Origin of the sequence: Acetobacter malorum, from assembly GCF_001580615.1 — a bacterium.
Lineage (GTDB): Bacteria > Pseudomonadota > Alphaproteobacteria > Acetobacterales > Acetobacteraceae > Acetobacter > Acetobacter malorum.
In genome coordinates this window covers 97,403-114,334 of record NZ_LHZC01000049.1, presented here as the reverse complement: position 1 = coordinate 114,334, position 16,932 = coordinate 97,403, and the positions used below count along the sequence as shown (strand labels likewise).

Annotated in this window: 13 protein-coding genes; 11 read left to right on the top strand and 2 right to left on the bottom strand. The window is 54.9% G+C overall.

The window, feature by feature from the left end; all coding sequences use genetic code 11:
- Positions 1 to 255: 255 nt before the first annotated feature.
- The gene (locus tag AD930_RS08510; protein ID WP_061505889.1) at positions 256 to 1,659 is read right to left on the bottom strand and encodes an aminotransferase-like domain-containing protein; all 1,404 of its coding nucleotides are present in this window, start codon (positions 1,657 to 1,659) and stop codon (positions 256 to 258) included.
- Positions 1,660 to 1,786: 127 nt separating this feature from the next.
- Here AD930_RS08510 and AD930_RS08505 point away from each other — a divergent pair, with 127 nt between their 5' ends.
- The 5 genes from AD930_RS08505 (at position 1,787) to AD930_RS08485 (ending at position 7,719) form a co-directional block, all read left to right on the top strand.
- Complete coding sequence (locus AD930_RS08505; protein ID WP_061505888.1) at positions 1,787 to 3,136, top strand: aspartate aminotransferase family protein; 1,350 nt, start codon at positions 1,787 to 1,789, stop codon at positions 3,134 to 3,136.
- Between the two features lie 45 nt (positions 3,137 to 3,181).
- Positions 3,182 to 3,574, top strand: a complete 393-nt coding sequence (locus AD930_RS08500) for a tautomerase family protein (protein WP_043551044.1) — start codon at positions 3,182 to 3,184, stop codon at positions 3,572 to 3,574.
- A gap of 269 nt (positions 3,575 to 3,843) precedes the next feature.
- Positions 3,844 to 4,305, top strand: a complete 462-nt coding sequence (locus AD930_RS08495; protein ID WP_043551042.1) for a (2Fe-2S)-binding protein — start codon at positions 3,844 to 3,846, stop codon at positions 4,303 to 4,305.
- Positions 4,295 to 6,472: a xanthine dehydrogenase family protein molybdopterin-binding subunit gene (locus AD930_RS08490; RefSeq protein WP_061505887.1), complete on the top strand. Its 2,178-nt coding sequence runs from the start codon at positions 4,295 to 4,297 to the stop codon at positions 6,470 to 6,472. Before AD930_RS08495 ends, AD930_RS08490 begins: the two co-directional genes overlap by 11 nt.
- Complete coding sequence (locus AD930_RS08485) at positions 6,469 to 7,719, top strand: cytochrome c (protein WP_244150540.1); 1,251 nt, start codon at positions 6,469 to 6,471, stop codon at positions 7,717 to 7,719. Before AD930_RS08490 ends, AD930_RS08485 begins: the two co-directional genes overlap by 4 nt.
- Here AD930_RS08485 and AD930_RS08480 read toward each other — a convergent pair.
- Entirely contained in the window at positions 7,709 to 8,251 is a 543-nt protein-coding gene (locus AD930_RS08480; protein ID WP_061505886.1) for a cupin domain-containing protein, read from the bottom strand. The genes AD930_RS08485 and AD930_RS08480 overlap by 11 nt on opposite strands.
- A gap of 461 nt (positions 8,252 to 8,712) precedes the next feature.
- Between AD930_RS08480 and AD930_RS08475 the strand changes: the two genes are divergently transcribed.
- The 6 genes from AD930_RS08475 to AD930_RS08450 all read left to right on the top strand — a co-directional run bounded on the left by AD930_RS08475 (position 8,713) and on the right by AD930_RS08450 (position 16,896).
- The gene (locus AD930_RS08475) at positions 8,713 to 11,157 is read left to right on the top strand and encodes a TonB-dependent receptor (protein ID WP_061505885.1); all 2,445 of its coding nucleotides are present in this window, start codon (positions 8,713 to 8,715) and stop codon (positions 11,155 to 11,157) included.
- A 46-nt stretch (positions 11,158 to 11,203) separates the two neighbouring features.
- Positions 11,204 to 13,186, top strand: a complete 1,983-nt coding sequence (locus AD930_RS08470) for a flavin monoamine oxidase family protein (RefSeq protein WP_061505884.1) — start codon at positions 11,204 to 11,206, stop codon at positions 13,184 to 13,186.
- Between the two features lie 56 nt (positions 13,187 to 13,242).
- Positions 13,243 to 14,508 carry an amino acid permease gene (locus AD930_RS08465; RefSeq protein ID WP_061505883.1) on the top strand — a complete coding sequence of 422 codons (1,266 nt, stop codon included), beginning with the start codon at positions 13,243 to 13,245 and terminating at the stop codon, positions 14,506 to 14,508.
- Between the two features lie 68 nt (positions 14,509 to 14,576).
- Positions 14,577 to 15,782, top strand: coding sequence for an amine dehydrogenase large subunit (locus AD930_RS08460; RefSeq protein ID WP_061505912.1), 1,206 nt, complete (start codon positions 14,577 to 14,579; stop codon positions 15,780 to 15,782).
- A gap of 2 nt (positions 15,783 to 15,784) precedes the next feature.
- A complete protein-coding gene (locus AD930_RS08455) occupies positions 15,785 to 16,303 on the top strand; it encodes a MauE/DoxX family redox-associated membrane protein (RefSeq protein ID WP_082781788.1) in 519 nt (172 codons plus the stop codon).
- Positions 16,303 to 16,896, top strand: coding sequence for a redoxin family protein (locus tag AD930_RS08450; RefSeq protein WP_061505882.1), 594 nt, complete (start codon positions 16,303 to 16,305; stop codon positions 16,894 to 16,896). The genes AD930_RS08455 and AD930_RS08450 overlap by 1 nt, the downstream gene beginning before the upstream one ends.
- The last annotated feature ends 36 nt before the right edge of the window (positions 16,897 to 16,932 follow it).

Below are 16,932 nucleotides of genomic sequence, written 5' to 3'. Positions count from 1 at the left end.
CAGCGGAGGGGAGGCCGGAGAGTCATGGTTTTCTCCTTGATCGCTAGGTATCACAGAAGAACTAAAACACGTGTTTTCTATCGAAAAATGCCCATCTGCCTCCTGTCTTTTGCGAGGGAGGGGATGGCGCGCTACGACTATTAACGTAGGAGAGAGGAAATTGTTCCCCGCTCTCTGTGCGGGAAGATTACTTCAAATATGCCGGGTCGCCAGAGCCGACCTCAACTGTGGCAGGCTATAAACGGCTGTGTCTCTTTACCGCCCTTTGTTTTCTTTCTCTAAAAAAGCGTAAAGACGGGCGTGGTTGGAATGGGTGACGTTAAAGCGGAACCATTGTGAATCCGAGCGTTCCGGGCGGAACAGAGAGCCGGGTGCCAGCAGGATATCGTCCGCAGCGGCACGTTCTGCAACGGCATGTGTGGAGACGTCTTTCCCAAAGCGTGCCCATGCAAACAGGCCGCCCATAGGGCGGAGAGAGAGCGTCATGCCAACATTCACCAAAGACTGGCAGACAGTTTTCTGGGCCTGAAACAAGCGTTCTCTCAGGTCCGTCAAATGGTGTCCGTATTGGCCGGTTTTTATAATACTCAGAACCGTTGCTTCGTTTAACCCCGCGCTGGTCAGGCTGGCGGCCATTTTGTAGCGCAGGATACGCTTGCCAACCTCAGGCGCGCAGGCCAGATAGCCAACGCGCAGGCCGGGGGCAATGGTTTTTGAAAAACTGCTAATATGAATGATATTCTGGAGTTTATCGTATCGTGCGTGGCAGGGCTGGCTTTCGGGCGTTAAATCCAGAAAGATGTTGTCCTCAATAATGGCAACGCCATGTTGAACGGCGAGTGCGTGAATGGTCGCCACATTGTCGCTCGTCACACAACTGCCTGTCGGGTTGTGGAGTATGGAGGTTGTGACGAACAGTTTGGGCTGATGCGTCTTGACGGCCCGTTCGAACAACTCGGGGCTGGGACCGGCAGGAGTGCGGGCGATCCCGATGACTTTGAGGCCGAGACTTTGAAGAAGCGGATACAGGTTGCAGTACCCGGGGTCATCCACCAGCACGGTGTCATCTGGTTGTGTTAAGGCCCGCAGGACCAGTTCCAGTGCCTGACTGGCGCCATGCGTCAGAATAATGCCGTCTTCAACGCAGGGAATATCCCGTTTTGCTAAGAGCCGCCGAATGGAGCGACGGAGTTCGGTCAGGCCATAAGGGCTTCCATAGTCCAGCATGGAGGCCAGATTGGGGGATTGCTTAAGCGCTTTCAGCCCTTGTTTTACGGCATTGGTAAAAATGTAGGGCTGGGCCAGCCAGCCGCATCCGGCTTTGATGATGGGGGCGTTGTCCTCATACGCATGTTGCAAAAGCCAGAGTGAGTCGATTGGCGGGCGTTGTGTTGCCAGAAGCGGTGAGGCCTTGACGTAATAGCCACCTCGGTCGCGCACATCGAGCAGGCCGGCGGACACCAGCCGGGTATACGCATTGGCGACCGTAATGGGACTGACGTTGCAGAGTGCCGCCATGCGACGAATGGACGGAAGCCGCTCCTGTGCCAGAAGGGTGCCATTGTGGATCTGCTCGGTCATAGCCTCCACAAGTTGGGAAATGAGGGGTGTCGGCTGGCTTGGATCAAGCACAATGGAGGGGGAAACGGTCTTAACCATTAGAATGCAGTACAGTTTCTGAAAAATATGCGCAACTGTACATAGGACAGAAAGAAGGAAGCCGTTACTGTTTGTTATCGAAAACGCCTGTGCACTATGCTGGCGGTGATAAGAGGGACAGTAGTCGATGCCGAATGTGACGGGAAACTTTGACCCAGTTGCCACTGCGGAAAAGGGAACATACTGGCAGCCTTTTACGGCCAGCCGGGTGTTGCAGGCTAATCCGGTGCCCCGAACGCTGGTCTCCGCCAAAGGAGCGTATTATCAGACGCTTGATGGTAACAAGGTGTTTGATACGCTATCTGGCTTGTGGTGTACGCCTTTGGGGCATGGACACCCGCTGATTGCAGAGGCGGTCAAGGCGCAGGTTGAGAAGCTTGATTTCGCTCCGTGTTTTCAGTTGACGCATGAAGGCGCGCTGTCTCTGGCTCAGCGTATTGCCGACATGGCTCCGGACGGCATGAACCATGTGTTTTTTGCCAACTCCGGATCTGAAGCCGTCGATACAGCCCTGAAGGTGGCTTTGGGCTATCACCGGCTTAAAGGCGCAGGCAACCGCTTCCGCATGATCGGACGTGAGCGTGGGTATCACGGCGTCGGGTTTGGCGGCATGTCGGTGGGGGGGATTCTCTCCAATCGGAAAATGTTTGCTGCGGGCATGATGCCGGGTGTTGACCATCTGCGTCATACCTATGAGCCCAAGCATATGGCGTTTACGCGTGGGCAGCCCACATGGGGTACGCATCGGGCAGAAGATCTGGTGCGGCTGGTGACGCTGCATGATGCCTCAACCATTGCCGCGGTGATTGTGGAGCCTATCCAGGGCTCAACGGGCGTGATTGTACCGCCGCTTGGCTATCTGGAGCGGCTGCGCGAGATCTGCACCCAGCACGGTATTCTGCTGATTTTTGATGAAGTGATTACCGGCTTTGGGCGTATGGGCGCGCCTTTTGCGGCGCAGCGTTTTGGGGTGAAGCCGGATATCATCACATTTGCTAAGGCAGTGACCAATGGCGTTGTGCCAATGGGCGGCGTGATTGTGACGGATGAAATTTACAAGACCTTCATGACAGGCCCGCAGAGCGCCATCGAATTCTGCCACGGCTATACCTATTCCGGTCATCCACTTGCTGCTGCCGTGGGGCATGTGGTGCTGGACGTTATGGAGAGTGAAGGACTGTTTGAGCGTGCCCGTGCGCTGGAACCGGTGCTGGAAGATGCTGCCCATAGCCTGAAAGGCCTGAAAAATATTGCAGATATTCGCAATATCGGCCTGACGGCTGCGGTTGAACTGGAACCCGCAGAAGCCGGAGCCGGGGTGCGTGGCACAGCGGTGTTTGAAGAAGGGCTGCGGCAGGGGCTTCTACTGCGGGTTACGGGAGATATCATTTCTTTTGGACCTCCCTTCATCTCCACAGAGCAGGAGTTGAAAGACATGATGCTCACACTCCGGAACGTGATTGAAGCCGTTGGTTGAGTTTTGCGTTTTTACGAAGTCTTTCTGAAAAAAGGATTGTTTTTTATGCCTCTTCTGCATTTTCATATTGTCAAAGGTAGCCGGAACGCGACCGAAATTCGTGAACTGCTGGATTCCGCTCACGCAGCTATGCTGGAAGCCTTCAAAGTGCCGGAGCGTGACCGGTATCAGCTCGTTTCCGAGCACGATAAAACCCACATGATTATTGAAGATACGGGGCTGGATATTCCCCGGACCGATAAGGTGGTGCTGCTTCAGGTTGTGTCGCGTCCACGCTCAAAGGAGCAGATTACTGAGTTTTATCGCCTTCTGGCAGAAAAGCTGGAGAAAGACTGTGGCCTGAAGCCGGCTGATCTCATGGTGTCCATTGTGCAGAATTCTGACGAACACTGGAGCTTTGGTCTGGGCCGCGCACAGTTTCTGACAGGCGACCTCTGACATCAAACATCAGCCATTATGTTTCTATAAATATAGTTCGTGATGGCTGATGCACTCTCGCTCGAACTTTAAGAAATTAAAATGGATTTTCGGCAGGAGATAAGGAGAGGGAGGCGTAATAAGGCTGCTGACGCATGTGTGTATTAGATCTCTCTAACAAAATATCGTCTGAAAAGACTGATGCGTGCATTTTTAGTGCGCTCTCTGGCTGAAAATGGGGTAGCCTGTCTGGCAGATATCCAACACACTCGCAGTAAGGCCGGGCTCGCATGAGGTTTGATCTCAAAATCAATAGTGTATTACGCGAGGTCGATGTGCCGCCGGATATGCCGGTGCTCTGGGTGCTGCGCGATATTCTTGGTCTGACGGGCACAAAATATGGGTGCGGTGTTGCACAGTGCGGGGCGTGCACGGTGCATCTGGATGGGCAGCCTGTAAGAGCCTGCTTGCTGACAGTTGCCGCCGCTGCCGGGCATGACATTCTGACCATTGAGGCAGTTGAACACACAGAAACCGGCGCAAAAGTGCAGCAGGCCTGGCTGGATGAGGAAGTCATTCAGTGTGGCTATTGCCAGTCCGGGCAGATTATGGCTGCAACGGCTTTGTTGCAGCAGACCCCGCAGCCAACCGATGCGGATATTGATGAGGCTATGGCCGGCAATATCTGCCGTTGCGGAACCTATGTGCGTATCCGTAAAGCCATTCATAAAGCCGCCTCCCATGACGCGTAAAAATTTGTCCACATCCCGTCGGGCTTTACTGGGAGCAGCGTTGAGTGGTGGCGGTGGATTTCTTTTGTCCGCCTTTCTGCCGGGGCTGCCGCTGTTAAAAGCTTCCCATGCGCAGGACACAGCGACAGGTGTTGTGTTCCGGCCTAACGCGTTCATTCGGATTACGCCGCAGGGCAGTGTGACGCTGATTATGCGTTATGCAGAAATGGGGCAGGGGATCTACACCGGTATTTCCATGCTGCTGGCAGAAGAGCTGGGCGTGACGCTGGATCAGGTGTCTGTTGAGGCCGCTCCGGCTGACCCCGCCTATGTTGATAGCGTGGCAGGTGAAGAAGAAACGGGCGGATCATCCTCAACGCGGGATAGCTGGATCCCCCTGCGGGAAGCCGGAGCTGCGGCCCGCATGATGCTGGTTTCTGCTGCTGCGCAAATCTGGGGTGTGCCGGAAAATGCCTGTCAGGCAAGGGACGGTCGGGTTTTCCATTCAGCGAGTGGGCGCAGTCTGTCTTATGGAGAGCTTGCGGGGGCAGCGACGCATCAGCCGGTGCCCGCAAAAGTGTCTCTTAAACCCGCTTCTGATTTTACTCTGATTGGGACAAGCCCCCGCAGGCTGGACACAAAAGCCAAAACAAATGGAAGCGCGAAGTTCGGTATCGATGCGCAGATACCGGGGATGAAGATCGGGTGTATCATTGCCTGTCCGGTCAAGGGTGGCCATTTAAGCGGGTATAATCGGGCTGCAGCACTGGCTGTTCCGGGTGTCGTGGATGTGGTGACATTGCCGGATGCCATTGCCGTCATAGGTGAGCATATGTGGGCGGCCATCAAGGGGATGGAAGCGGCCTTTCCGCAGTGGGAGTATGGCCCAAACGCGACAACCTCCACTGCTGATATTCTAGCCCAAATGAAAAAGGCTTCAGAACAGTCTGGTGTTGTGGCCGTCAAAAACGGCAATGCGCAGGAGGCTCTGAAGCAGGCGCACACGCGGATTGATGCTGTTTATGAGCTTCCGTTTCTGGCGCATGCGCCGCTGGAGCCGATTAATACAACCCTGCACATCAGGCCAGACGGAGCGGATGTCTGGGTAGGGACGCAGGTGCCCGGGCGGGCGCGGCAGGAAGTGGCCGATGCAACGGGTTTACGTCCGGAGAGTATTGCTGTGCATAATCACCTGATTGGGGGTGGGTTCGGTCGAAGGCTGGATTCCAATTCCATCGGTCAGGCCGCTCGTTTTGCAAAACAGGTGCCTTATCCTGTGAAGCTGATCTGGACGCGGGAAGAGGATATAACGCAGGATCAGTTCCGCCCCTATTATTATGATCGGATTTCTGCAGGGCTGACGCAGGATGGTGCGATTAGTGGATGGCATCATCGCACGACAGGCTCATCCGTCACGGCGCGCTGGTATCCGGAGGGGATGCAAAACGGGCTGGACCCGGATGCTGTGGAGGGTGCCGCCCAAACCCCGTATGCCATGCCGGATCAACTGGTTGAATTTGTCCGTGATGAGCCTGACGCGGTGACGACGCTCTGGTGGCGTGGGGTCGGCCCAACACATAACGTGTTTGTTGTTGAGAGCATGATTGATGAACTGGCGCATCAATCCGGGCAGGATCCGCTGGCGCTCCGTAAAAAGCTGGCGGCTCACCAGCCCCGCGCGCTGAAAGTGCTGAACGAAGTGGAAAAGGAGTCCGGTTGGGGCAAGGCGCTCCCGGCTGGGCACGGGATGGGCATTGCGCTCCATTATTCTTTTCAGACATGGGCGGCCACTGTGCTCGAAGTCGCTGTTGAGAAAAATGGGCAGATCCGTCTTGTTCAGGCACATACGGCTGTGGATTGCGGGCCGATTGTTTTTCCCGATGGCATTGTGGCGCAAATTCAGGGCGGCCTGATTTTTGGGCTGACCATGGCGCTCTATAATGAAATCACGTTGAAAGACGGACGGGTTGAGCAAACTAACTTTCACAATTATCGCATGATGCGTCTGAATGAGGCGCCGGATATTCAGGTGCATCTGGTATCCGACCCTGATGCGGAAATTGGCGGAATTGGGGAGGTGGGCACTGTTGCAGCGGCTCCTGCGCTGGCAAATGCCCTTTTTGCCGCAACTGGGAAACGCCTGCGCAGTATTCCCTTTGCCAAACAGCTTGGCGGAGAAAAGGCATGATGTCGCTTCGCTCTTTAAAACATGTTCTGCTCGGGGCGGTAGCCGTCACGCTGAGTTTCTATAGTGGCATGGCGTTGGCTGACAGTGCTCCAGGAACTCAGGCCGATACGCGGCCCGAGCTCATCAAGCGTGGCGAGTATCTTTTCCGGGCGGCGGATTGTGCGGCCTGTCACGTGGCCCCTAAAGGCGGAAGTCTGACGGGCGGCCGGTCTTTCGTGTTGCCTTTTGGTACGGTTTTTGCCGTCAATATTACGCCAGACAAGCAAACCGGGATTGGCAATTATACGGATGCCGAGTGGCTTAAAATGTTGCGGGAAGGCGTAGGGCGCGGAGGAAAACATCTTTACCCCGTCATGCCTTATACGGCTTATACGCTGCTGAGTGATGCAGATGCACTGGCCATCAAGGCCTATTTGTTTAGTGTGGCGCCTGAGAATGCACCTGCTCCACAAAACAGGTTGCATTTTCCATTTAACCAGCGCTGGGGCATGATCGTCTGGAACTGGCTGAATAACCCGAACAAACGCTTCCAGCCTGATACGGCTCAGTCCGAACAATGGAACCGGGGGGCTTATCTGACGGAAGCGTTAGGCCATTGCAGCCAGTGCCACACCCCTCGCACCATAACATACGGCCTGAGTAGCAAAGCCTATGCCGGGGCTGTGCAGGTTGGCTGGCGCGCCTATAATCTGACATCAGACAAGCAGCACGGTTTGGGAGCCTGGACAGACGAACAACTGACGTCCTACCTCTCAACCGGTAAAGCCAGCGGCAAAGGTGCGGCGTCAGGCCCGATGGCGGAAGCTGTGGAACATGGTCTGCGCTATATGACGCAGGCTGATATTGCGGCCATGGTTACGTATTTGCGCAGTCTGCCGCCTATTGCAGAAGGGCCGGTTGCGCAGGCTATGCCGCCTGAGGCAGACCACGCTTTGAGTGATGTTGCACGCAGAGGGCAGGGGCTCTTTGCCCAGGCCTGTGCAGGGTGCCATTTGCCGGATGGACGCGGCCGACAGTCTGAATGGGCCGCTCTTGCCGGGGCACATAGCGTGTCAGATCCTGCTGCGGATAATCTGGTGCAGGTTTTGCGCAACGGCACGGCGCTTGAAACGGGGCAGGGACGCGTTTTTATGCCAGGTTTTTCAAAAGCCTATACAGAAGAAGAGCTTGCGGCCATTGCCTCTTACGTGCTGGCCCATTTTGGCAACACGCAGACAGATATCAAACCATCTGCTTTTAAAAACTAGGGGGCGTTGCAGCACTGACAATGTGGCAGGGTTCCTTGCTAATGTTGCGAAAGCGGTGGGGCAGATTGCTGTCAAAATAATAAGCGTCGCCGGGGCCGAGAATGGCGCGCTGGTCCGCAACTGTGACTTCTATTTCCCCACTGATGACCACGCCGCCTTCTTCCCCTGTATGGTGCAGCATGGTTTTACCGGTATCCGTACGGGGGGCGTAGACTTCATCCAGCATTTGCAAGGCGCGACCATTCAGGTTCGTGCCAATCTGGCGGTAGGAAATCCCCTTGCCGCCAATCTCCCGCAGTTCAGATGCGCGATAGAAAAGCTTACGCTCTTCCAGATGCTCAAACGCGAAAAATTCCGATAAATTCATTGGCAGAGCATGAACAATCTGACGCAGCAATCCGACTGAAGGATTGATGGCGTTGGATTCAATCAGTGAGATTGTGCCATTGGCAACGCCACATCGCCGCGCCAGTTCTCGCTGGGACAGGCCGCGTTGCGTGCGTAAAGCGTAAAGTGTGCCGCCAACATCCATGACATTTGATTCTTTCGCTGCTCTCTATTTTTTAATCGTAATGAAAAACCAAGGGCTCTGGCAAGGGCGGGACGTCGGAGACACACGATATCTTTAGCGTTCTGTTGGTGTTTGAAGTGTTTTTTATAATGAACACATGGTGTGGCAACTGTTGAAGGGTGCGGAGATTAAAAAAACCCACAAAACTGTTGCGATAAGGCATTGTTCTCCATATCATCACATAAAAGAAACGTTTCTTGTGAGGTCCGTAAGATACTGCTGATACCGAATCTGTTTTGTATCTGTGCAAGAAAGTTCACATCACGAGGCGAACGGCGCAGAGGTTTTCCGGGCAGCTTTAAGTCTTATGTCTCCATAGAACTCGGGCTCATCTGAACGCAGAAAAGCGTTTTAACGCGTGCCTTTTTCGGCATTTTAAAGTGGAAGAAACAGACGTGAGCAGAAAAACGAAACTCGCAGAGATGGTCACTTCCCGCCGCAAACTGCCTCTTCGATGTGCATTGTCCCTCTCGGCCTTAACAATGCCTGCGCTTCTTGCCCCCGATAGTGCAAAGGCCGCGGCAGGGCAGCTTTCTGCTCCTGTATCCACACAGGCGCATCATGTTGCCCGCAGAAAGCCTGCGGTGCGGACTGCATCGGGGACCTCCCGAAAGGCGTCCGGGCGCGTGGCGCCTGCTGTTCGGCATCGTGATCATGGCCCTGTACAAGGCGGGAGTGAGGCGCTGGAAGTCAGTTCGCACCGCAGTGTCTCACGGGGGGCGGATAACGTTGTCTCCAAAGCCATCATGGAGCAGTTCACGCCGGGGACATCTGTGCTGAAAGCGGTTGATCGCCTGCCGGGTGTGAGCTTCAGTTCCACAGATCCAATGGGGCTGGATCTGTGGGGCTCCAGCATTTACGTGCGCGGCTTTTTTATGGATCAGCTGGGTGCAACTCTGGATGGCATTCCGCTTAACGATATGACGTATCAGAGCACTAACGGATACAACATTGTTCAGGCGGCTATTTCAGACGATATTGAGCGCACAATTGTGTCCGAAGGGCCGGGCGGTGTTGCTGTTCCCTCGACCTCCACGCTGGGTGGAACGATGCAGTTTGAGACCGGGGACCCGAAAGACCAGCTGGGCGGCAAGATCTCTCAGGGCTTTGGGAGCTATAGCTCTTATCGCACGTATGCGCGTTTCGACAGTGGTAAGCTGAATAGTACCGGTACCAAGTTCATGACGGCCTATTCCCGGTCTGATGAAGGATTGTGGGCTGGTGGCGGGTCCCAGTTTCAGCAGCAGGTTGATGCCAAGCTGGTGCAGCCGATTGGCAATAACAGTGTCATGAAAGCCTTTTTCAACTGGAGTGATCTGCAGGAATGGGGATATTGGGATACCTCTCTGGCCATGCTGGATGGTCTGGGCTGGCGCACCCCGCATCTCTACCCCAATTACGGACTGGCCTATAACTACGCTGCGGGCAACGTCACGCTTCCGACGACGGATGCGATTAATGCCAATGGTGACTCTCCGTATCTTTATGACGGCGGTCAGCATGAAGTTGACTATACGGGCGGCCTGAATTTTGACCTTGAACTAACGGATGCGCTGCGGTGGCGTACGACGCTGTATGGCACCAGTCAGACTGGTTATTACACGTATTCCGATGCAACCGTACCGTCTGAAGGCACCGGCGCACCACTTTCGGAAGAAGTGTGGCAGAACCGTCAGGAACGGTATGGCTTTACGACAAGCTTTCTCTATAAAATTGCTAATCATACCATTGATACAGGCGTCTGGTATGAAAACAACAATCAGGATGCCGGGCTTTTCTGGTATAATGAACCAGCTTTGGGGGAAGGGGCACCGCTTAAAACTGTTGGGCCGTATAATGTGTATGGCCGTGCCTTCCGGCAGGGGTATGGGTTTAGCTGGCGTACCAACAACTTCACCTATCATTTGCAGGATACCTGGCGGCCCATTACCAACCTGCGGATTACTGCCGGGTTCAAATCCATGCTGGCAACGACGGCGGGTGGCGCAAATTACAATAACTCGGACTATACCGGCGTAGATGCGCTTCCTAACGGCGGCATGACGGCAGCAAGTGCCTTCCTCCCGCATGTTGGGGCGAGTTATCGCTTCCTGAAGAACCATGAATTCTACTTTGATCTGGCCGAAAACATGCGGACTTATCAGGTTACGGCAAATGGTGTCGGGCAGTCTCCATGGTCTGTGCAGGATCAGGATACGTTCCGCAGGTTGCAGCGTAACCTCTCACCAGAAAAGGACTGGGTCTATGCGGTGGGATATCGGTATACAGACAAGCTGATTCAGGCCAGTCTGGCAGGGTATCATGCGGATGCCAGAAACCGTTTGCAGACGGCAACGGAAGGCACAATTCTGGCACCGGTCAATACTGTGGTACCCACAACGGTGCATACCAACGGTGTTGATGCAGCAGTGACCCTTACACCGATCAAGGGATTGGCGATCTATAATAGCGTGAGCTACAACCACTCCACATATGGCGGGAATATTAATACGTCAGAGGGTGTTTATTACACAAAAGGGAAGAAAATCGTTAACTTCCCGCAGTTTATGTATAAGGCCAATCTGTCTTATCGCTGGAAGGGGCTCGAAACACATTTTGACGTGCATTATTATTCAAGGCGTTACTTCAGCTATGTGAATGATACCTCAGTGCCCGGATACTGGCTGGCAAGCACAGGTGCGCGCTATAATTTCGGTAAAGTTGGTTTTGCGAAAAACCTTTCTGTCGACTTTAACGTCTATAACCTCTTTAACTCCAAATATATCTCCATGATGGGCCAGAACGGCAACCCGATGTCGGGGGATTATCAGTCTCTTGAGCGTGGCGCAGTGCGTGAATTCTTTGGAACGGTCAGCGCGGAGTTCTGACCTTACAATTCTGTCTATCCTGCACACGTCATACACTGAGGTCAGAATGCCAGCACGCATCACACGTCGAGATTTTGTTGGGGGGATATTGGTTTCCACCGCGCTGAGTGGGGGTGTGAAGGGATTTTCGGCTTCCGCGCAGGCGGCGTCCGCAGAGGGTTTTGTGCCTCCCCCTTTGCGCACGGGTTTGCGGGGGAGCCATCCCGGGGCGTTTGAAGCAGCTCACGCGTTGCGGGATGGCACCCTTCAGGAAAAAAATATCAAAGAGACCGATGAAGTTTATGATCTTGTTGTGGTGGGCGGTGGACTGAGTGGTCTGGCCGCAGCGCATTTTTATCGCAAATATGCCGGGCCTGACAAAACTGTTCTGATTATTGAAAATCATGATGATTTTGGTGGCCATGCCAAGAGGAATGAGTTTTCTGTTGATGGACACAGACTTGTTCTCAACGGTGGCACGCTGGAGATGGAAGCGCCGGAACGCTATAACCAGTGGGCGACGATGATCCTGTCCGACATTAGTGTGAATATAGACGCGTATAAAAAGGAAAATCTTAAAACAAACCACCTATATGAGCAGATGGGGCTGCGTTCAGGGCTGTTTTTCAATCAGGAAATCTGGCCACATGATTATCTGATGCCTAAAAGCAAAGAAAATGCCGCTTCGCAATGGCGCTATATTTCAGAAGAGGCATTGAAAAATGCACCGCTCTCTGAAAAAGCCCGGCAGGATCTTGTCAGGATTGTCTCCCCAACGCAGCCTGATTATATGACAGGCCAAAGCGCTCCTGAAAAAAAGAAGTCGCTGGCAACCCTCTCTTACAAAGAGTATCTGCTGACTATTGCCAAGGTTGATCCCACAGCCGTCGCCATATTTCAAAAAACAGGCGCAGGTATTTTTTGCGTTGGGGGTGATGCTCTGCCCGCGCTGTTTGCGTGGGTCATGGGGTATCCGGGTTTTTCCGGTCTGGGGCTGGGGGATGTGCCAGATGGCCTGCTGTCGGATTTGCAGGGTGGCCAGCATGGGCGGCAGAAAGATTCCGAAGAGACTGTTCACTTTCCTGATGGCAATGCGACATTGGCTCGGCTTTTGGTCTCACATCTGGTGCCGGGGGCGACAAAAGCGCGGTCTCAGGATGATATGGGTCTTGCCGGGTTTGCTTATGAAAAACTCGACCAGCCAAACCAGCCTGTTCGGATCCGGTTAGGCACGCTGGCGCTGCATGTTGCGCATGATGGTGCGCCGGAGACGGCACAAACAGTTTCAGTTCTCTGTGCCCCTGCCGGAGAGGCCGCTCCGGCGCAGATCAGCAAAGTGCAGGGGCGGCAGGTGGTGCTGGCTTGCTGGAATATGATTATTCCCTACATGGTGCCCAGCCTGCCTGCTCCGCAAAAAGAAGCTCTGGCTTATGGTGTTAAAGGGCCGATTGCTTACGTCAATGTTGCCTTAAAAAACTGGCGTGCATTTAAAAAACTGGGCGTGGCAGAAATTTCCTGTCCCGGAATGTTTTTTGAAGAGGTGCAACTGGCGGAACCGATGTCTCTCGGCGGACTGAAAGCCCCCATGGACCCGGAAAAGCCGATTGTCGTCCGGATGATCAAGACATTCGGGATGCCCGGTCTTTCCAAGCGTGAGCAATATCGGGCCGGACGCAGCGTGCTCTTGGGACTGACGTTTGAACAGTTTGAAAAAGAAATCCGCAGCCAGTTACAGCGTATTCTAGGGCCGGGCGGCTTTGATGCCACGCGGGATATTGCAGCCATAACAGTCAATCGCTGGCCTCATGGTTATGCGTATACGTATAATAGTCTGTACGAGCCACTGGACTGGGTTTTTACAGAAACGTCTGAGCGGCCCTGCGTTAAGGCGCGTCAGCCTTTTGGCCGGATTGCTATTGCAAATTCGGATGCCGGGGCCAGCCCGCATACCGATGCCGCGTTTGAACAGGCGCACCGTGCTGTTGTAGAACTGCTGGAGCGGCAGACGTTCCCGTTTGTTTCAGCAATGCCGGGGGGAAGTACTCTGTGACGGCGCAATCTTCTGGCCCACAGTTGGCTAAAAGCCTGAGGCCGCGTCATATCACCATGATTTCTCTTGGTGGTGTGATTGGCGCGGGGCTTTTTATTGGGTCCTCTGGGGCTATCCTGACGGCAGGGCCGAGTGTCCTGATTTCTTATCTCCTCTCCGGCCTGATGGTTTTTCTGGTCAACATCATGCTGCGGGATATTGCCTTGCATGCGCCGGGGCATGGGTCTTTTGTCAGCCAGATCCGCCATGCGCTGGGGTCATTGCCCGGTTTTGTGGCCGGATGGGTTTACTGGATGGTATGGGTGACAACGCTTGGTGTGGAAGTGATCGCTTCGGCGTCTCTCATCGCGCCGTATGTGCCTGTGCCGTATGCGGTGATTGAAATTGTCATTCTCGCTGTTATGACAGCCATTAATCTGATGTCTGTCAGAAATTATGGTGAATGTGAGTATTGGTTTGCGCTGATCAAGGTTGCGGCCATTTGTCTGTTTGTTGTGATCGGCTGTGTGTTGCTGGGCGGCCATTCTGTGCCGGTTGCAGACAATTTTCTGGGACATGGTGGCTTTATGCCGATGGGGGATTTTGCCTTTCTGGCTGCGGTGCCTACTGTTCTGTTTTCCATGACGGGCAGCGAGATTGCGACCATTGCTGCTTTGGAATCAGATAACCCGGACCGCAATATTGCCCGGATTACGCGCACGGTCGCACTGCGTTTGCTGGTCTTTTATCTGACGTCAATCACCTTAATTCTATGCCTGCTGCCTTGGTCGGACACTGTGCGTGGGATTTCTCCGTTCCTGATGACGCTTGAGCGCTTCCATGTGCCCTATGCCAGTGTGGTGATGACGCTGGTCATTCTGTCCGCAACATTATCCACGCTCAATTCCGGTTTATACGCGACATCGCGCGTGGTGTATGAAATGGCCCGCAGGGGGGATGCGCCACGCGCCTTGCAGGTCATGGCACCACAGGCGCATCTGCCGCGCCGGGCTGTGCTGGCCAGTGCTGCTGTGGCGTTGCTGGTTTCTGCCACGGCCGTGCTCTCTCCGGGGGTGGTGTTTGCCTTTCTGGTTGCCACAACCGGGGCATTTATCATGGTCTATAATATCCTCATTGTCTGCGCGCGGCTGCGGTTGTATCGGCCGGGCGCATGGAAGGGCTGGCTGGCAATCGTCATGCTCGTGGGGGTTCTGCTTTCCATGCTTGGTGCACCGGAAACACGGCATGAGCTGGCTGTTGGGGCGGTCGCTCTGTGCCTTGTTACGCTGGGTGGCTGGATAAAACTTCGTTCCGGTGGCGTTGCATCCGGAGCCAGAGAATGACACTCTTTTTCTCCCTGCGCAGTCCTGCTGCGTATTCATCTGCTCTATCAGCCAAGGGGTTTGATTTTATGCGCTATTCCACAGCTCTCCGGTCCGGCACGGCGGCTCTTGTGCTGGGTCTTGTGGCACTGGGAGCGTCTTCCGTGGCGTCCCTTAAAGCGTGGGCAGATGAGCCGGTTGTGCAGGAAGAAGAAAGCGACATTATCAAGCTTTCCCCGGTCACGCCGCATCGTATTCTGGTGCAGGATACTGCGGGCACCCATGCCAAGGACGGCCGTATTTACGTTGTGGATGCGGACAAGGGCAAACTGCTTGGCATGGTGCAGGCGGCCTATAACGGCAACGTTGTGCAGGACCCCAAAGGTCGGGCGTTTTATGTGGCGGAGACGGTTTGGTCACGTGGTAATCGCGGGGATCGTCTTGACCTTCTGCCCGCGTATGATCCGCAGACGCTGACTATTACGAATGATGAAGTGCTGCCGGGCAGGGCGCTGGTCACGCCCAAGAAAAACGATCTTGCCATTAGTCAGGATGGCGGGCGCGTGTATGTGTTTTCCATGGTGCCGACCAACGCGGTGCATGTTGTGGATACGGCGACGCATAAGGTTAGCCAGACGGTTGATCTGCCCGGTTGTGCACTGGCCTATCCGTGGGGGAATAACGGGTTTACGTCCATCTGTGCGGATGGTGGCCTTGCCAATGTCAGCCTGACGGACGGTAAAGCGGACGTTGCACATACCAAGCCGTTTTTTGATCCGGAAAAGGACGCTGTTTTTGAGCACAGCCCAACCCGGCGGTCTGATGGCAAAACGTGGTTTATTTCCTATAGCGGCCTTGTTTATCCCACCGCTCTTTCTGCCGACAGCAAGGTGGAAGCACCCTGGTCTATTCAGGAAGCGGATGGCATGAAAAAAGCACCGGCTGCTGAAGCACCTTTTGCTAAAACATGGCGTCCGGGCGGCTGGCAGCTCTCTGCTCTCCATTACGCCAGCGGACACCTGTTTGTGCTGATGCATGAAGGTACGTTCTGGACCCATAAAAAAGCGGGCACGGAAATCTGGGAGCTGGATACCGCAACGCATAAACTGGTGCGCCGTATTCCGCTGCCTGTGCCCGCCACGATGGTGGGGGTCACGCAGGATGACAAACCGCTCCTGTTTACCAACGACAATGAGGGTGATTTGTTTATCTGGGACATGAAAAGCGGCAAGCAACTGCACAAAATGCCCCATCTGGGTGATGACCTGTACTTCACCGTCGCGCTGGGTGAATGAGCGTGCATAACCTTTTACTTCAGATGCTGGGGGCGTTGGGCAGCGGGGCGTTTGGTGCGCTGTTCCTGTTCACGGGCATTGGAAAAGCGACTGACAGCGCCCGTTTTGCCTCGGATATTGCGGCTTATCGCCTGTTGCCGCTGGATGCAGCATTTCCGGCTGCCTACGCCATTATTGTGACGGAAACCCTGCTTGGCATCTGGCTGTTTTCTGGTGCAGCTACGCTGGCGGCCGGACTGGTCTCGGCAGTGCTGCTGCTGGTGTTTGCAGGTGCCATGGGGATTAACGTGGCGCGGGGCCGCACGCATCTGTCCTGCGGGTGCATCCCGGGGGTGGATGCGCGTTTGTCATGGGCTTCCGTGTTCCGCAATGTGGCGCTGGTCGTGCTGGTTTTTCTGGTTGGGCTGTGCGGTCAGCCGGAGTTTGGCCTGCTGTGTGTTGAAGGCTTGCTCATGGGGGTTTCCCTTCTGCTTCTGTGTGTGGCAACGGCGTCTCTTACTGGCGCGGAGGCGGTGAGCTGATGCTGATTATTCTCACAGTATCAACCTTATTGCTGATCGTCTTTACGCTGGGGCTGGCGTTGGGTGTGTTTGTGCTGGCCCGCCAGATTGGTGTGCTGCATGAGCGGCTGGCTCCCATTGGCGTGCAGCCGGTTCTGTCCGGCTTGCAGGCCGGGCAGGCGCTGCCACAGGTCACCGCCCGCACGCTGGCCGATGCGCCGGTTGCCATTGGGGGCGCCAGTGCGTCTGGCCGCGCCATGATGCTGATGTTTGTCTCGGCTGACTGCCCCGTCTGTAAGCGTGCTCTGCCTGTGGCGCGTGCTGTGGCGCAGGAGCATGGGCTTGATCTGGTGCTGATAGGCGAGGGCGATGTTGCCGCCCTTTCTGCCATGGCGCAGCGGACGCCGCTGGGTGGTGTGCCGCTGCTGGTCAGCATGGAACTGCTTTTGCTGATGCAGATTGGCCGTCTGCCGACTTTGGTGGTGCTTGACCCCCGTGGTGTCATTACGGCGCGGGACGTTGCCAGCAGCCGCCGCGAAATTGAATCTTTGGTTGCTACGTTGCCGCAGGCACGTCCGGCCCAAATGAAGGAGACCTCTCATGTCGCAGTCTGATGTGTCCGCACGTTCCGGCACGCGCGCTGAAAAAGA